The sequence below is a fragment of the Paraburkholderia dilworthii genome (assembly GCF_000472525.1).
GTDB lineage: Bacteria > Pseudomonadota > Gammaproteobacteria > Burkholderiales > Burkholderiaceae > Paraburkholderia > Paraburkholderia dilworthii.
Genome location: NZ_AWZT01000023.1, coordinates 60,510 through 76,634 on the forward strand (window position 1 = coordinate 60,510; position 16,125 = coordinate 76,634).

Below are 16,125 nucleotides of genomic sequence, written 5' to 3' on the forward strand. Positions count from 1 at the left end.
CGCGGGCGATTCTAGCACTGCTCACCGGTTTTTTCTGCCTGATCCCGGCTATGACGGCGGATTGACGGTGTAAATCGGCTCATTTCCCGCCGTTACAATCGCGCCGGATCGCTTAATCTGCGTGGTACATGTTGGCTTTCGTGCAACACGGGCGGTCCGTTGCACGGACGCCAGACCTGCAACCGTACCCGACTCATGACTCTCACGCAGACGCTCGCTTCTTCGATTACCCAACTGAACCTGCAGGCGATAGCGTTCTATTCAGCGGATGACTTTGCCGCGGCTTTATCGACGGTAATGCCGGTGATCGAGCGCGACGAAAGCGCGCTGGACGATGCAACGATTCAGGCAATGGCCGACGCGCTCAACATCGCGGGAGCCTCTTCATGCCGTCTCGGCAAGCCCGACGATGCGGAGCGTTACTGGCGCCGATGTTTGCGCATGATGCCCGGCTGCGCCGAGGTGTATGAGAGTTTCGGTGCACTGTTGAAAGCGCAGGGACGTTTATCCGCGGCGAAGGCGATCTATCGGCAACTGATCGCACTGCGGCCCGAGCACGCGGACGCTCACAATCAGCTGGGCGCGGTGCTCTATGCGCAGGGCTATCATGAAGATGCGGAAGCCTCGTACCGCAGGGCGCTCACACTTCGCCCCGAGCACGCCGAGGTGCACTATAACCACGGCGTGGTCCTGCACGCGCTGCGGCGTCTGCATGATGCCGAAGCGGCTTATCGTCAGACGCTCGTCAGATTGCCGGCGCATGCGCAAGCGCACAACAATCTCGGCAACGTGCTGATGGATCTCGGACGCATCGAGCAAGCGGATGCCGCTTATCGCGAGGCGCTCACGATCAGGCCGCAATATCCGGAAGCATTGAACAACCTCGCGGGGGCGTTGAGAGCGGCGCGGCGCCTGACCGAAGCCGAACTCGCGTGCCGGCTCGCATTGGCCATGCGCCCGGATTACGCAGAAGCGCACGTGAACCTCGGCGCGACACTGGCCGATCTGGAGCGTCTGGCCGAAGCCGAGGCGGCGTACCGCAAGGCAATCGCCGTTCGCGCCGATTACGCCGAGGCCTATTACAACCTCGGCATCGCGCTCTTCAAACTCGAACGTCTGGACGAGGCCGTTGCCGCCTACCGCGAAGCGGTTCGCCTGAGTCCCGCCATTGCGCCCGCGCATAACAACCTCGGCTGCGCGCTGCGCTTGCTAGACCGTTTGCCCGAAGCTGTCGAAGCCTTCGAACAGGCGCTCGGCGTTTGTCCCGATCTGGCCGAAGCGCATTACAACCTCGGCGCAGCCCTCGCGCAACTCAAGCGCTTACCCGAAGCGGAGAGCGCATATCGTCGCGCGCTTGCGCTGCGGGCCGATTACGGCGATGCCCGCTTCGGGCTGGCGGTGCTGCTGCTCGGCATGGGGCGCTTCGAAGAAGGCTGGCGGCTTTACGAATGCCGCTACCGGCAAACCGGCTTTGTGCATCGGCAGACTGCGCAGAGACTGAGTTGTTCGCAGTGGCAGGGCGATGCGCTATCGGGGCGATCGTTGCTCGTCTGGCAGGAAGACGGTCTCGGCGATATGCTTCAGTTCAGCCGCTATTTCGCGTTGCTCAAGGCGCAGGGCGCCGCGCTTATCGCGTTTGCATGCGCGCCTGCGCTGCACAGGTTGATGGCTGGCGTCGACGGCATCGATGCCGTGCTCGATCACGACACGGCCGCGGCAGGCTCGTCCAATTACGACTGCTGGACGAGCCTGCTGAGCGCGCCGCTGCATTTGCGCACGACTGTCGACACGATTCCGCGACCTGTTCGGCTCACGGCGAATCCGTCGCCCGCCGAACGATGGCGGCCGTTGCTCGACGCGCTGCCGCCGGGTCGCAAGATCGGGCTCGTATGGAAGGGCAACGCGAAGCATCATAACGACGCTAACCGTTCCATACCCTCGCTCGCGACGCTTGCGCCGCTGTGGAGGGTGGCCGGCGTGAGCTTCGTGAGTCTGCAGAAAGGGCAGGGCGAGGACGAAGCGCATAACCCGCCTGCCGCTCAGCCGTTGCTTCACGTAGGATCGATGGTAAGCGATCTGGCCGACAGCGCCGCGATCATCGGGCAACTCGATCTGGTGATTTGCGTCGATACGTCGACCGCGCATCTCGCTGCGTCACTAGGCAAACCGTGCTGGGTGATGCTGCCGGAAAAAGATGTCGACTGGCGCTGGATGCACGAGCGCAGCGATTCGCCGTGGTATCCGCACACGCTGCGGCTATTTCGCCGCGAGCGAGGCGAGGACTGGGCGGTGGCTGTTGAGAGAGTGACACAGGCGTGCGTTGCGCGATTCGGTGCGCGCGATTAACCGCTAGGCCGTCACGAGGGTCATCGAAAAGCCATCCCATCCTTTCATCCCGACCGTTTGAACCGCCGTGGAGTCGAGCCGGGGATTCGTGCCGAGCAGCCTGAAAAATTCATGCAGGCCGGCCACGTCCGGATCGGTGCTCGCATGTTCCGCGATGCGGCCACGGCGAATCACGTTGTCGCCGACGATAAGCGTGCCGACACGGCTCAACTGCAACGACAGGCGAAGGTACTCGGGATAGCTCTTCTTGTCGGCATCGAGAAAAATCATGTCGAATGGCTCGACGCTATCGGCGACGAACTTTTCGAGCGTTTGCGCGGCCGCGCCCACCACAATCGACGCAACGCCCGACACACCCGCGCGTTCCAGGTTCTCTCGCGCCACTTGTGCGTAATCTCTGTTCGCTTCGAGAGAAATGATCTGACCGCCGGGCGGCAACGCCCGCGCGAGCCAGATCGTGCTGTAGCCGCCCAGCGTGCTTACTTCGAGAATGCGCCGCGCGCCGCGCAATTTCGCGAGCAGATACAGCAGCTTGCCCTGATTGGGCGCGACGTTGATGGACGGCAGGCCGGCCTCGGTGCTCGCATGCAATGCGGCGTCGAGCGAGGCGTCGGCTGATAAGAGGCTGCTCGTCAGATAATCGTCGATCGTGGTCCAGTGATTCTGATCCATCGTTTCTCCTCAATGCTGGGAGCTACTTCGCACGCTTGGTCCTCGGCTTCTTGCTGGAAGTGTTCAGCGCGATTGCGGCGTGGATGAGAGCCTTGAACGCATTCGCGTCAATCTCTTCTCCCTCATGGATGTCGATTGCGCGCCTCACGTTGCCGTCGAGACTCGAGTTGAAGAGCTTCGCCGGATCTTCCAATGATGCACCCTTCGCGAAGGTCAGCTTCACGACCGACTTGTACGACTCGCCTGTGCAGATGATCCCATCATGCGACCAGACAGGCGTGCCCATCCACTTCCATTCTTCGACGACCTCTGGATCGGCCTCCTTGATAAGCTTGCGCATTGCGCTCAGGGTTGTTCCACGCCAGTCCGCGAGATCCGAGATTCTTTTGTCGATCAGCTCAGAGGCCGGTTGGCTTTGCGTCGAAGCGGACCTGTTCATATTGTTCTCCTGAGCTTTCCGGTTCAAAGGCCGAACTGCTTCGCGTATTCGGTATTCAGACGCGGCCACTCGAACTTCATTGCGTCGCCGGCGACGATACGTCCGATCGGGTCGTCGGCAAGGAAACGGTCGAGCACGTCGAAGCAGATATGCCAGCCGGCTGCGCCCATCGATATAAAGTTGCGATCGATGTTGTGCCACAGCGTAAGCCGCGTGCCGTCGGCGAGGGCCTCCAGTTGCCAGCGAAGGTCGTTCTCGCCCCAGCGATACTCGAGCAGATTCGGCGCGTCGGCGCGCGTCACCTGGGTCTCGGACACTTGCGGCGCGGGCGTGCCGACCGTGGACAGCTTCACTGGGCCGACCGAGGCGAGGCTGTGGTCTGCATCGAATGGGGCCCATTCGCGCAAGCTGGCCGGGTCCGTGAGCGCTTGCCACACCTTATCCGGCGAATGGCGCAACTCGCGCACGAGGACGAGTGTCCACCTGTCTCCGTCTTTCTGAACTTCGGCCCCGGTGGCGAGGCCGGGCCTGTACGAATCACGATTGCTCATCGTTTTTTCTCCTTGCGGCGTGTTGGGGGATGGGTCTGATCGAGATGACGTTCGAGAGCGTCGAGATGAACCGACCAGAAACGGCGAAACGGAGCAAGCCACGCGTCGATTTCCATCAGCGGCTCCGGTTTGATCCGATACACACGCCGCTGCGCGTCGACGCGTGACTCTACGAAGCCCGCGTCTCGAAGCACTCGCAAATGCTTTGAAACGGAGGGCTGCGAGAGCTTGAGCTGCTCCTCGATATCCCCCACCGACTGCTCCGAAGATGCAAGCAGACTGAGGATGGCGCGGCGGCTCGGCTCGGCAATGATGGCGAATGTTGAGTCCATACTGCTTATATACTTCACTGAGTATATAAGTGTCAAGCTGCGAGCACTGGCGATAGTCCGGCGATTCGTTGCGGTGATCTCAGCTTCGCTTCGCGCCGGCGAGCCGCTTGTTCTTCCTCGTCGCCTGAACGAATGCGACGAAGCATTTCACAACCGCGTCGTCGCGCGCGGTTTGCCATGCGAGACCGACGCGCCAGCGAGCGCCTGGTCCGCGCAAAGACAGCACTCTCGCGTCGCGCAGCAGGTATTGCACGCGGGAAGGCAGAAACGCCGCGCCGACGCCCGCCGCGACGCCGGCGAGCACTGTCTGGATGTCGTCGGTATGCTGGATCACGTTGGGCACAAAGCCATGCGCTGCGCACCACCGATCGATCTGTGCGGCGAGTCCCGGGCCACGTCCGCGCGCGAGTGCGATGAAACCCGCCTCGTTCAGTTCGTCGAGGTTCGACGGAATGCGTTTCCACCGCGCATGCTGTGGAATTGCGAGCCCGAGGGCTTCATCGAGCATGGGGAAGCTCGAAAGACCTGCCTCGGCCGGCAAGCGCAGAAAGCCCACCTCGAGCTTGCCCGAAAGAAGCCGCCGCGTTTGCTCCGCTGACGACAGGTCGTTGAGCGTGACGCCGATGTTCGGATAGCGCTTGCGGAAGTCGGCGACGAGTTGCGGGACTTCTGTCAGCGTGGAGAGTCCCAGCCCGACGCGCAGAAATCCACGCGTGCCGCTGCTCGCCTCGCGTGCTCGCGTGAGGATGTCGTCGGCATCGCGGATCAGCGCTTCAGCGTCCGGGAGAAAGCCTGCGCCGAAAGTGGTGAGCTCCGCGCCATGCCGGCCGCGTTCGAAAAGGCGCGCGCCGAGGCTCGCCTCCAATGCAGCGATCTGTTTGCTGAGCGCTGGTTGGCTTACGCACAGCAGGTCCGCTGCCTGGCCGAAATGGCGCAGTTCAGCGATCGTCAGAAATGCCCGTAGAAGTTTGAGTTCCATTCTCGGAAGTAATCGAACACGCCAAAAGTTTCATTTTACGTATCGATGATGGAGCGGTCCAATGAAGCTGTTCTCATTTCATTGGACCGCGCAAATGCCGTCTTCGTCTGCTTCATCGTTTCGCGTTGCATCGGTCCCGCTCGTGTCGCGTCGCGGTGAGGCCGCGCAAAACGTCGCGCGCATTGCGGACTGGCTGGCGCTGGCGGCGCGTCGCGACACTGACCTGGTCGTGTTTCCAGAGGCTTGTATCGCCGGCTACGCGAGCATGATGAAACTCGGCCGCGCTGAACTGAATGCGCTGGCTGAAACACTCGACGGTGCTTCGATCCGCGCAGTTGCGGATGCAGTGGAGCGAACTGGCGTGTCCGCTGGTGTAGGAATGATCGAGCGTGCCGCGGATGGGCAGTTGTTCAATAGCTATGTAGTGTGCTTGCCTGGCGGCGTCCGCCATTGCCACAGAAAGCTGCATGCGTTCGAGCATCCGCGGATCGGCAGCGGCGATCGTTTCACCGTCTTCGATACGCCGACGGGTGTTCGCATCGGCGTCCTGATCGGTGCGGATAACTATCTGGTCGAGAACATGCGTATGACTGCGTTAATGGGCGCCGACGTGCTGATCGCGCCGCATCGAACGTATGGGATGGACAGTGACGGGAGCGAGTGGGCGCAGCCGGTTTCGATTGAAGAGGCGCTTCGTCGTCCGACCGGCGAGAATGCCCCGCGTTCGCAAGCTGATCCCGACGCGGGAAAGTGGCTGCGCCGCTGGCTGGCTGCGCGGGCTGTCGACAATGGCATGTTTATCGTCGTGAGCGATGGTGCGGAGATCGCCGGGCAACCGAGAACGACTGGAACGGCAATGATCGTCGATCCGTTCGGCCGCACGTTGGAGGAGACGTCGAGTTGCATGGCGACAGGCTGTCTGATCTCCGCCGACCTCGACGCCCGACTGACCAGGACCAGCCCAGGCCGTCAATGGCTTAACGCCCGTCGGCCGGATCTGTATGGGATGTTGAGCCGCTCGGCATTGAGCCCGAGGGACTTCGAAGCACGGAGTGTCTCCGGAAAAGGCGCGGTTGCGCTCGCTTTCGCGCAGGTCCGGCGTAATCGCGCCATTGGTTAGCGCGAGTCCGCATCCGAGCCCTTATTCCGCGATTGAAAAGCGCGCCGGACGGCGTTGCGTCGACATTTTGGGGCGCTCGACCCGCGCAGTGGCGCCGCGAATGAACAGCACCGCGCACAACGCAACCGTTGCCCAGATGCAGAGAATTACCGTCAAAGCGCTCATTTCGTGTCTCGAAGATTGAAAACTGTGATTCTTGTTGGCCGTGCTGGTCTTGCAGCGCGGTCAGTGCATCGTGCGTGGGTCGGTGTCGCCGGAGAGCAGTTCGTCGATCAGACGCGTGGTCAGACCCAATTGCTGTTCGAGCGACGCGCGCGCTGCGTGTACGGCTGCCTCGTCGCCGCGCGCGGCTGCATTGTACGTCTGCGTCGCGAGGCGCAACACATTCTGCGAAGCGACGTGCAGGCCGTGCATCGCTTGCGCGTCGGCGCCGGGCGCGGGGTTGCTCCATTCGTCTGTTCCCATTTCAGGCAGGGTTTTGTCGAACTGGCGATTCGGGCGATGACGGAAAGACATCTGAAGCTCCTGGCGCAATTGGCACGACGTCAGTCTGCGCCGGGCGAGCGAACTTCAATTGGTCGAATAGAAGGCGGTTTTGAAGTCAATCCGCGGGGATTGACGAAGCGCGCGCGTTTTCCTCAGAAGAAAGCACGCTAGTAGATGCTATGTACGAATGCATTGCCGCTCGCCGGATTGCCGTCGATTACGCGCCGCTTGCAACATAATCGGACTCCTTCGCGGCATCGGCCGATAAACAGATTAGATAGGTTTGCAGGCTGCTTTAGTTGCTTGATCGGCGCTATCGAAAACTACAATGAGAGCCGCACATTAGCGATGGAGACCCGCGATGTCGAGTCGCACCCAGACCCGTATTCCCTGCATGATGATTCGTGGCGGCACGTCGAAAGGCGCGTTCTTCATGGCGTCCGACCTGCCCGCCGATCCCGCCGTCCGCGACCGTGTCCTGCTCGCCGTGATGGGTTCGCCGGACCCCCGGCAGATCGACGGTATCGGCGGGGCCGATCCGCTGACCAGCAAAGTCGCGATCGTTTCCCCGTCGTCGCGCGAGGGCGCCGATGTTGATTATCTTTTCGCGCAAGTGGTCGTGAACGAGGCGCGTGTCGATTTCGGCCAGAACTGCGGCAATATTCTCGCAGGCGTCGGACCGTACGCGATCGAACGCGGACTCGTCAAGGCGGAAGACGGCAGCACACGCGTGGCCATTCACATGGTCAACACCGGGCAGATTGCTGTTGCGACCGTCAGCACGCCGGGCTTTCGCGTGACGTATGAAGGCGACGCGCGCATCGACGGCGTGCCGGGCGGCGCCGCGCCGATTCCCCTCGAGTTCAGGGACACGGCCGGCTCGACATGCGGCGCGCTGCTGCCGACGGGGCAACTTAAAGACACCGTAGAAGGCGTCGAGGTCACGTGCATCGACAACGGCATGCCGCTCGTGCTGATGCGCGCGCGCGACCTGCAACGCAGCGGTTACGAAACGCGCGAGGAACTCGACGCGGACGACGAACTGAAGGCGCGCATCGAAAAAATCCGGCTCGCCGTGGGTCCGATGATGAACCTCGGCGACGTCAGCGCGCGCACGGTGCCGAAGATGTGCCTCGTCGCGGAACCGCGCGACGGCGGCACGATTTCCACGCGCAGCTTTATTCCGCACCGCTGCCACGCCTCCATCGGCGTGCTTGGCGCGGTCAGCGTGGCGACGGCGGCGGTGTTGCCCGGCACGGTGTGCGACGGCATTGCAAAGGTCGATCCCGAGGGCGTGCACAAGCGCGTGTCAGTCGAGCATCCGACCGGCGAGTTCACCGTCGAACTGACGCTCGGCGGCGAGCCCCATCGTCCCGAGGTGCTGAGCGCCGCATTGTTGCGCACCGCGCGCTGGCTGTTCGACGGCGTGGTCGGCATTCCTTCTTCGGTATGGGAGCCGCGCGTCTAGCCACGGCCTCACCGCAAGCCGCCGTTAATTTGCGGCGACACTGATCGTGCGCGTGACGTCCACCACCGACAGACGAATGGCGTCGATCAGCGCGCGAGCCGCGGGCGACGGCGTACCCGCTGCGCGCATGGTCAGGCCGATATCGCGGCGCGTGTTGTGCAGCGGCACATTGAGCACCGCGAGTTGCCCCGCTTGAACCTCGTAGTGCAACTGCTGCGCGGATAAGGCCGCGACCATGTCGGAGCCTAGCAGCAGGCCGCGAATTACCGCGAGGTCGGCGGTCTCGACCGTGGGCATGGGCGGCTTGATCTTCATCCGTTTGAACTGGGCTTCGAATAGCGCGCGCGCTGGCGCCTGGCTGCGCGGCAGAATCCATTGCACATCGCGCAGATCCACGATGCTCGGCTCGTGAGCGCGCGCAAGCGGATGGTCGCGCCGCACGAGAAGCACCATGTCTTCCGACATCAGGCGTTCGTTCCTCAGTCCGCTGGTCGAGTCGTTCTCGCGCAGCGCGCCGAGAATGAAGTCGATGTCGCCCGCTCGCAACCCCGCCACGAGCGCTTCATACGCGCTTTCATCGGTGACGACCCGCACGCCCGGATTGTCCGCGCTCATCTTCGCGATGGCTTTGGGCAGGATCAGCGTGCGCCCGAGCGGCAACGCGCCGACGGTTACCGCGCCCTGAATGTTGCCGCGCAGTGCGGCCATATCGTCGGGCACATGGCGCAATTCGTTCAAAGCGCGCCGCACGTGCAGCAGGAACGTTTCGCCTTCGGCGGTGAGCAGAACGCCGCGCGGGCTTCGGTGAAAAAGGCCCAAGCCGGAGCCGCTTTCGAGCACGCGGATCGCTGTGCTCACAGCGGGCTGACTGATGCCGAAGGCCCTGGCCGCGCTCGGCATATGACGATGGCGTGCGAGCGCAACGAGGATTTGCAGCCGCCGTGTGTTCAGCAGATAGGCGGGCAATGCGCCTTCAGCAGTGGGGCGGCGGCGTGCCTGCCGCGCGGAACACCATTGTGCGAGTTCTTCGAGCTCCGCGAATATTCGTTCGCAGCGTAGTAGTACCGCGCGGCCAACGGGTGTGGGCAGCATGCCCGAAGGACCGCGATCGAACAGCGGTTCTCCGAGTGCCGACTCCAGTTCCTGAACCGAGCGCGTGACCGCCGATTGCGCGCGAAAGAGCGCAGCGGCTGCTCGCGTTGCACTGCCCATATCCGCGACGAGCCGGAATGCGCGCAATTGCGCCAGATTGAGCAGATCCTTGCTGCTCGCGGAGGTGATGACCTTCGCGGGCGCTTGCCCGGGCACCTGGTTTCTAACTGCAACGAGCGATGCGTCACGCGTCATGCCGCGCCCGCGATCAGATGCAAAGCCGGCAGCGACAGGTTCAGGCTTTCCTTCGATATATGCGTGTGCTCTTTCATCAAGGCTTCCACGCGCGCGCCTTCGCCTTTTTTCAACGCGTCCGCAATCGCGTGATGCTGGCGGTGCGCGTACATCAACATCATGAACTGACGTTCGCGCGCGGCTTCGTCGAATGCGATCGTGAAGGGCGAGACGAACGGAATCTTGTCGTTCAGACTCAACGCGGCGCTCACTGCCGTGTTCTGCGCCGCCTCGATGATCAGCGAGTGAAAGCGCCCATTCATTGCCGCATAACGCACGTCGTCGCCGGGGTTAAGGTGGCCGTTCTCGAAGATATCGTCGCCTTCGCGCAGGCAGTTGTCGAGCGCGGCGGCGAGCATTGTGCTCGCGCCGCTCTCCGCAACCGAGCGCGCGGCGAGACCTTCGAGCACGCCCCGTACGTCGATTGCGTTGAGCACGTCGCGCACGCTGAAGCGCCGCACCACGTAGCCACGCGCACCGGAGCGATCGAGCAGTCCTTCGGAAGACAGCACGCTCAGTGCATAGCGTAGCGGTGTGCGCGATACGCCCAGCCATTGCGCGAGTTGCGCTTCGACGAGACGTTGGCCAGGTGACAGTTCGCCCGCCAGGATTTTCTCGCGTAAGGTCTGAACAATGGCCTGCTGGGTGGTTTCGTTCATCGTCATTTACTCGTTGGACGTCGTCCAGTATAGCCACGCAAGTCACGCTGCACCACGCTGGTAGTTTGCAAAACAAATGTGGTCTGGAAGATCGCTCTAATTGGATGATTTTGTTGAAATTAGTTAAGCGAAATAATTCTTGGCTTGTAATGAAATATGAACTGGGTTTCGCCTGGTTGCGACACCAGTTTGCAAACGAAATCTGGTCTCTAGGCAGTAGCCTACCGCGCCCAAGTCTGACGCGCGGCCATGCGTACGGCACGATAACGGTCCAAGCCCTTCCACGACTTGGAAAGCGAACCTAACAATTCAATCTTCCCACGGACGGGCCGTTGGATGCGACACGGTCCAGACGTTTCCTGAGCCATGCCCCTCACGGCAATTACATGCGAGACTACGCCGCCAGGCTCGAGCACGCCTGTCCATCCAGTGCGTTCGCATCCGTCACTCCACCTCGGCCTGTCCGCCTTCGCTTTTCACGTACACCCCCTTTAAAAACGTTGGTGAGAGTGCCCGGTGCAGCCAGGCGCTACACACGCGGCCGCTCGGCCATCGAAACGCCGGGGCTGAAGATAACGCCCTTGGTTGACGGCTCGAGTGTCGCAGTCATGGATGCCCCGATTTGTCGCGTAGGGTCACGTTATACCGTCGGCCCTCGTCGATTTTTGTCGTGTAGAGTCGCGCTAACACCAAAAATTGTCGCGCAGAGAGTCACAAAACAAATATAAGGGGTCGACCCACACGCATCTTTGCTGGACCGCAGCACTTGTCGCGTAGCGTCGCAAGAATCCACTTTTGTGCTCGTGTGTTTGTCGCGACGCGCTTCATCACATACCGGGCGAAAATACCTCCCAGAGCCCGCCGAATTGCTGGCAAATGCGCTCTTGTTTCTGACAAGCATGCTTGTACGTGTTCGGACTTGAAAAACCTTCTATGAGACGTTCGACGGCCACGACCAGATTGGCAACAATTGTCGGCATATGGGACGGCCGAACGTTAGCTGAAGCCATCGGCCACTATTGCCGCGTGAGCATTAGGTTCAGGTTTTGGACCGCGGCGCCGGATGCGCCTTTGCCAAGATTGTCGAAAACCGCGGACAGCAAGACCTGGCCGTGCTCCACGTTATGAAAAACGCTTAAGTGCATGTCGTTCGTGTCGTTCAGCACTTGCGGATCCAGATGTTTCAGGGCGCTCGATTCGTGCGGCGGCAGGACTCGTACGTGAGTCGTCTCGGCATAGTGGCGTGCGAGGCATGTGTGCAACATGGCGCCATCCACGCCTTGTGCCAGCAGCCGCGACGCCAGAGGCACCGTCAGCACGATGCCCTGGCGGAACGCTCCATACGCAGGAACGAAAATGGGACGCTGCGCGAGCCCGGCGTGCTGCTGGATCTCCGGCGTGTGCTTGTGCACGAGTTCCAGGCCATAGACCCGGTACGAAGGCGCGTTGGCGGCTCCCGGCCCCTCATGTTCCTCCACGCCGGCCCGCCCGCGGCCCGAATAGCCGGATACCGCGTGAATGCTGATCGGGTAGTGACCTGGTATGAGCCCAGCCTGCACCAGCGGATGCAGCAAGCCGATCGCGCCGGTCGGATAGCAACCGGGATTGGTGACCCGGCGTGCCCTCGCAATGCGCTCCGCCTGTCCCGGCGTCATTTCCGGAAAGCCGTATGTCCAGTCCGGATTGGTGCGGTGCGCGGAGCTTGCGTCGATCACTCGGACGGCTGGATTAACAATGGCACCGACTGCCTCGAGCGCGGCGGCATCGGGCAAACAGAGGATGGCGATGTCGCAGGCGTTGATGGCTTCCGCGCGACGCCGCGGATCTTTGCGGTCGGTATCGGCAAGCGTGAACAGCCTGATGTCGGTCCGGTCGCGCAGCCGTTCGTGGATTTGCAAGCCGGTCGTGCCTTGGTCGCCGTCGATGAAAACAATGGGGGAGCTCATACGCGGGAATACTCCTGTGACTGTGGGTGGTACCCCAGTGGAACGAGCCCCTATGTTCCTCGGACAGTTAGAATAGAGAAAGTTGAATTTCACAACGTGAATATTCAGTTTCTCTGAATCTGGACGCCGACATGCGAGAGATCAGCCTGGACCGTTTGCGCACCTTGGTCGCCATTGCCGACCGTGGTTCGTTTGCCGATGCGGCGCGTACATTGCACCTGGCGCCGCCCACGGTCAGCCTCCACATCGCCGAACTCGAAGACCGTATTGGAGCGCCGCTTCTGTCACGCAAGCGCGGGCACGTCAGGCCGTCGGCGATCGGAGAGGTGCTGGTGGAGCGCGCACGTCGACTGCTGGCCGACGCGGAACAGGCGTTAGACGATATTCAACGCCAGGTGCAGGGGCGCGAAGGACGCGCGCGGCTCGGTGCGTCGACTGGCGCGATCGCGCACCTGTTGCCGCAGGCGCTCGAGGTGCTACGCCAGCATCATCCCGGCATCGACATCCAGATTGCCGTGCTCACTTCGCAGGAAACGCTGTCCCGGCTGGCGGATGGAACGCTGGATGTCGGGCTGGTCGCGCTGCCTCAGCCTCCGGTGGCGGGACTCGTGATAAAGCCTTGGCGCCGCGACCCGGTGATGGCCTTTGTGCCGGCGCATTGGCGGTGCCCGGCCCGCGTCACGCCGGAATGGCTCGTCGCCCAGCCGCTCATTCTCAATGACGCAACGACGCGTCTTTCTCGCCTGACGGCAGAGTGGTTCGCTGCCGGCGGACACCATCCTGCGGCGCGCATCCAGCTCAACTACAACGACGCGATCAAGAGTCTGGTAGCGGCCGGTTATGGCGCAGCGCTGTTGCCTCATGAGGCCACTACGCCATTGCACGACAAACGCATTGTTATGCGTCCGCTGCGCCCGGCGTTGTGGCGGCGGCTCGGCATTGCCCATCGTGCGGGGTACGTCGAGCGTTCCACGCAACATGTGCTCAATGTGTTGTGGGATCTGCGATTGGCGTAGAAGTCGCCATTTGCCACTTTAGCTCGTCCTCGTTGGTACTTGGTTGGACTTATGCACGCCACGACGAACGAATGGCCGGTTTGTAGAAATTTGGCTGACCGAATCGGGTCGGGAGTGTGAGTTCGCTGATGCGAAAGCTGCCGTACGGTGCTCGATGCCGCCACCGTAAGCGGTCCGCCATATTGCCGACGTAGAACCCAAGCCGTGCCAATGTCGGCCCTCGGGCCGTTCGCTCACCGGGTCAGGCGGTGGGTGTCGAGTGCCGGCGGAAACCGCCAGTTCGAGGCAACGCCACATGGTTCAGCCGCCACCATCCGTGGCACAGCACAGTGGACCTGCGTGTACTATTCGTGTTGAACACAGCGGACGACCGCTTCGGACGTAGCATCATCAACTACGTAATTGCAGCTCGCTTCGAGAGCGGTCCAGGGAGACGACGAGATGCGCATACTGATCGTCGATGATCACGAGCTATTCAGAGCCGGATTGGCACTGCTGCTTAGAGAGTTTTTCCCGAACATTGAGGTGCTGCACGCAAGTACGTTGTCTCAAGGCGTGAAGCATGCGCTTGGCGAACTCCTGAACATCGTATTTCTCGATCTCGATCTCCCCGATGACAACGGTTACGGCGCGCTTGCCAAGCTGAAGGAGTCGCGCCCGTCGTTACCTGTGATCGTGATATCGGCCGATGAGAGCGTGGAAACCATCAGTCGGTGCATCGAACTTCGCGCCATGGGATACGTGCCCAAGTCGTCATCTCCTGAAGCACTTCATGCAGCGATAAGCGCAGTGCTTGCTGGGGGCGTGTTCCTGCCCGCCGCCAGCATCGCGAGGCTCAGGTGTGACATGGGCACGGACGAGGCTCCGGTAAGCGGACCAGGGAATGCTCAGCCGGGCGGTGATTCGGAAATGAGCAGCGCATCCGGGCTGGGACTGACTCCGAGAGAGTTCGAAACGTTGGCGTGGCTGGTGCGCGGGCTTCCGTCCAAAGCGATTGCGCTGAGAATGGGGCTCGAAGACATTACGGTACGAAAATACGTCAGTCATCTGCTCGCGCATTTCAATCTGCGCCGCCGTACGGAACTCATCGTCATGCTAGCGGATAAAGGGATCAAGCTCGGCGTCCCGCCAGTCACGGATCCCGCACATGATCGAAGCCTGTCGGCCGTTGGGCAGCAACGAACCGACTGACTTCTGCGAGCGTGTTTTCCGGCGTGGAAGATTTCCGCAACAGCACGAACGGCTGGGCGAAATCGCGAAGTGCTTGCGGCGACACCAGTTCCCCCGTGATGAACGCGACCGGAAGCACGCCCACCCAGGCGAAATGCTGCCTGATCCGTTCAGCAACCTCAATGCCGGTTGGCCCGTCGCACAGCCGGATATCGGTGACGATGATGTCGGGTGCCCGCCCATCGTCGGCGAAAATCGCTTCGAATCCCGCCATTGACCCGGCGGTATCAACCAGTGCGTCCGCGCTTACGAATAATCGGCGCAGGCCCTCCAGAACGGTCGGTTCGTCGTCGCAAAGCAGGATGTATTTACCCTTAAGGACGGACATACACTTGCCGTCCGTTCGATCGTCCGTCTCGAGCACAGGTACGATTTTCGATACCGGAGCGTACAGGGAAAAACGCGATCCGCGCCCTTCGACCGACCGGAAACGCATGCTGTGCTTCGGCAGAATCCCGATAATCCGATTGACGATGGACAACCCAAGTCCAAGGCCCTTCGAACGGTCGCGGCCAGGATTGTCAATCTGATAGTACTCGGCGAATATCGCATCGCGGTGCGCGGGCGAGATGCCGACGCCTGTGTCCCAAACGTCTATGCGTAGGCGTTCCCCGATCAGCACCCAGCCGATTACGACTGCCCCCGCTGAAGTGTTCTTGATCGCATTCGATACGAAATTGGACAATGCCCGCTTGAACAGGGAGCGGTCGCTTTCAATGGTTGGAGCGTGACGCCGACGCTCGCTCATTCTGAACGCGATGCCTCGGGACCTTGCCGGTTCAAGGTATTGCTCGAAGACCTCCATAAGCACGGTCTGCGTATCGACTGGCGCCAGGTGCGGGACGTATGAGCCGAGCTCGCTATAGTCCTGAATGTCCTTGAACATGTCGAGGAGGTCACGGGCCGTTTCCTCGATGACGTCGAAATCATGGCTTGCGGCGTGTCCGCCTTCGAGTTTTATCCTCGCGCTGCGGATAAAAAGATTGATCGCGGCGAGAGGCTGCTGGATGTCGTGATAGGCCGAGGAAAAGAACCGCTCCTTTTCTCTGACGACGTCTCGCATGCGTTCATTTTGTTGCTTGATCACGCGGGAAGCGGCGTCGACTCTTGCCTTGGCTGCGCGCAACGTCCGCCGGAACACAAATTCGCGCCGGGCGGCGAGTTCAAACTGAATGCAGACGACAATGCCGGCGAGATACATGAGAGACACCGTATTCCCACGGGAAATCCAGGAAACCCAGTGAAACCTCGGCGTGGAAACAGTACTCCGTAGCCAGAGGTAAATAGCAAGACGGAAGGTTACAACGCAAAGGCCGACCAACCATGCTGCCGTGATTGTGCGGAGTCGGAACGATGTGAATATCAGGAAAATGATGAGAAAATATTCGGGGAAAGTTTCCTCGAAGACCCATCTCGCCGGATAAACGTTCATCAACGCCAATTGCGCAAACCAGCAACTCAGTATTACTACGCAAAGTAATCTGACGGACCGGCG

Annotated in this window: 16 protein-coding genes; 5 read left to right on the forward strand and 11 right to left on the reverse strand. The window is 61.4% G+C overall.

Translation table 11 applies throughout. The annotated features are described in order from the left end of the window. Nucleotides 1-195 precede the first annotated feature (195 nt). A complete protein-coding gene (locus F759_RS0120070; protein ID WP_027801460.1) occupies nucleotides 196-2,346 on the forward strand; it encodes a tetratricopeptide repeat protein in 2,151 nt (716 codons plus the stop codon). Between the two features lie 3 nt (nucleotides 2,347-2,349). Here the strand turns inward: F759_RS0120070 and F759_RS0120075 are convergent, their stop codons facing one another. The 5 genes from F759_RS0120075 to F759_RS0120095 all read right to left on the reverse strand — a co-directional run bounded on the left by F759_RS0120075 (nucleotide 2,350) and on the right by F759_RS0120095 (nucleotide 5,319). Continuing rightward, nucleotides 2,350-3,018, reverse strand: a complete 669-nt coding sequence (locus F759_RS0120075) for an O-methyltransferase (RefSeq protein WP_027801461.1) — start codon at nucleotides 3,016-3,018, stop codon at nucleotides 2,350-2,352. 22 nt (nucleotides 3,019-3,040) lie between these two features. Then, a complete protein-coding gene (locus F759_RS0120080; protein ID WP_027801462.1) occupies nucleotides 3,041-3,457 on the reverse strand; it encodes a DUF1801 domain-containing protein in 417 nt (138 codons plus the stop codon). A 23-nt stretch (nucleotides 3,458-3,480) separates the two neighbouring features. Continuing rightward, nucleotides 3,481-4,008: an SRPBCC family protein gene (locus F759_RS0120085; protein WP_027801463.1), complete on the reverse strand. Its 528-nt coding sequence runs from the start codon at nucleotides 4,006-4,008 to the stop codon at nucleotides 3,481-3,483. After that, nucleotides 4,005-4,340: an ArsR/SmtB family transcription factor gene (locus tag F759_RS0120090; protein WP_027801464.1), complete on the reverse strand. Its 336-nt coding sequence runs from the start codon at nucleotides 4,338-4,340 to the stop codon at nucleotides 4,005-4,007. The genes F759_RS0120085 and F759_RS0120090 overlap by 4 nt, the downstream gene beginning before the upstream one ends. A 79-nt stretch (nucleotides 4,341-4,419) precedes the next feature. Beyond that, entirely contained in the window at nucleotides 4,420-5,319 is a 900-nt protein-coding gene (locus F759_RS0120095) for a LysR family transcriptional regulator (protein ID WP_027801465.1), read from the reverse strand. Between the two features lie 61 nt (nucleotides 5,320-5,380). Here F759_RS0120095 and F759_RS0120100 point away from each other — a divergent pair, with 61 nt between their 5' ends. Further along, nucleotides 5,381-6,439 carry a nitrilase-related carbon-nitrogen hydrolase gene (locus F759_RS0120100; RefSeq protein WP_027801466.1) on the forward strand — a complete coding sequence of 353 codons (1,059 nt, stop codon included), beginning with the start codon at nucleotides 5,381-5,383 and terminating at the stop codon, nucleotides 6,437-6,439. Nucleotides 6,440-6,460: 21 nt separating this feature from the next. Here F759_RS0120100 and F759_RS43360 read toward each other — a convergent pair whose 3' ends face one another. Both F759_RS43360 and F759_RS0120110 read right to left on the reverse strand, forming a co-directional pair. After that, nucleotides 6,461-6,604 (reverse strand): hypothetical protein, encoded by a 144-nt coding sequence (locus tag F759_RS43360; RefSeq protein ID WP_167334031.1) that lies wholly within the window; start codon nucleotides 6,602-6,604, stop codon nucleotides 6,461-6,463. Nucleotides 6,605-6,664: 60 nt separating this feature from the next. After that, nucleotides 6,665-6,955, reverse strand: a complete 291-nt coding sequence (locus F759_RS0120110) for a hypothetical protein (protein ID WP_027801467.1) — start codon at nucleotides 6,953-6,955, stop codon at nucleotides 6,665-6,667. A 331-nt stretch (nucleotides 6,956-7,286) separates the two neighbouring features. Between F759_RS0120110 and F759_RS0120115 the strand changes: the two genes are divergently transcribed. Then, nucleotides 7,287-8,393, forward strand: coding sequence for a 4-oxalomesaconate tautomerase (locus tag F759_RS0120115; RefSeq protein WP_027801468.1), 1,107 nt, complete (start codon nucleotides 7,287-7,289; stop codon nucleotides 8,391-8,393). A gap of 24 nt (nucleotides 8,394-8,417) precedes the next feature. Here the strand turns inward: F759_RS0120115 and F759_RS0120120 are convergent, their stop codons facing one another. From F759_RS0120120 to argC, 3 genes are all read right to left on the reverse strand, one after another. Beyond that, a complete protein-coding gene (locus F759_RS0120120) occupies nucleotides 8,418-9,740 on the reverse strand; it encodes a LysR family transcriptional regulator (protein WP_027801469.1) in 1,323 nt (440 codons plus the stop codon). Further along, on the reverse strand, nucleotides 9,737-10,438 hold the full coding sequence (locus tag F759_RS0120125) for a GntR family transcriptional regulator (RefSeq protein WP_027801470.1): 702 nt from the start codon (nucleotides 10,436-10,438) through the stop codon (nucleotides 9,737-9,739). The genes F759_RS0120120 and F759_RS0120125 overlap by 4 nt, the downstream gene beginning before the upstream one ends. A gap of 1,016 nt (nucleotides 10,439-11,454) precedes the next feature. Continuing rightward, a complete protein-coding gene (gene argC, locus F759_RS0120130; protein ID WP_027801471.1) occupies nucleotides 11,455-12,384 on the reverse strand; it encodes an N-acetyl-gamma-glutamyl-phosphate reductase in 930 nt (309 codons plus the stop codon). A 131-nt stretch (nucleotides 12,385-12,515) separates the two neighbouring features. On the opposite strand from argC, the gene F759_RS0120135 reads away from it, so the two are divergent. Together F759_RS0120135 and F759_RS0120140 are read left to right on the forward strand one after the other, a co-directional pair. After that, the gene (locus F759_RS0120135) at nucleotides 12,516-13,400 is read left to right on the forward strand and encodes a LysR family transcriptional regulator (RefSeq protein ID WP_027801472.1); all 885 of its coding nucleotides are present in this window, start codon (nucleotides 12,516-12,518) and stop codon (nucleotides 13,398-13,400) included. A 441-nt stretch (nucleotides 13,401-13,841) separates the two neighbouring features. Next, the gene (locus F759_RS0120140) at nucleotides 13,842-14,591 is read left to right on the forward strand and encodes a response regulator transcription factor (RefSeq protein ID WP_027801473.1); all 750 of its coding nucleotides are present in this window, start codon (nucleotides 13,842-13,844) and stop codon (nucleotides 14,589-14,591) included. Here F759_RS0120140 and F759_RS0120145 read toward each other — a convergent pair. After that, the gene (locus F759_RS0120145) at nucleotides 14,533-15,831 is read right to left on the reverse strand and encodes a hybrid sensor histidine kinase/response regulator (RefSeq protein WP_161633324.1); all 1,299 of its coding nucleotides are present in this window, start codon (nucleotides 15,829-15,831) and stop codon (nucleotides 14,533-14,535) included. The two genes, F759_RS0120140 and F759_RS0120145, sit on opposite strands and share 59 nt — an antisense overlap. Between the last annotated feature and the right edge of the window lie 294 nt (nucleotides 15,832-16,125).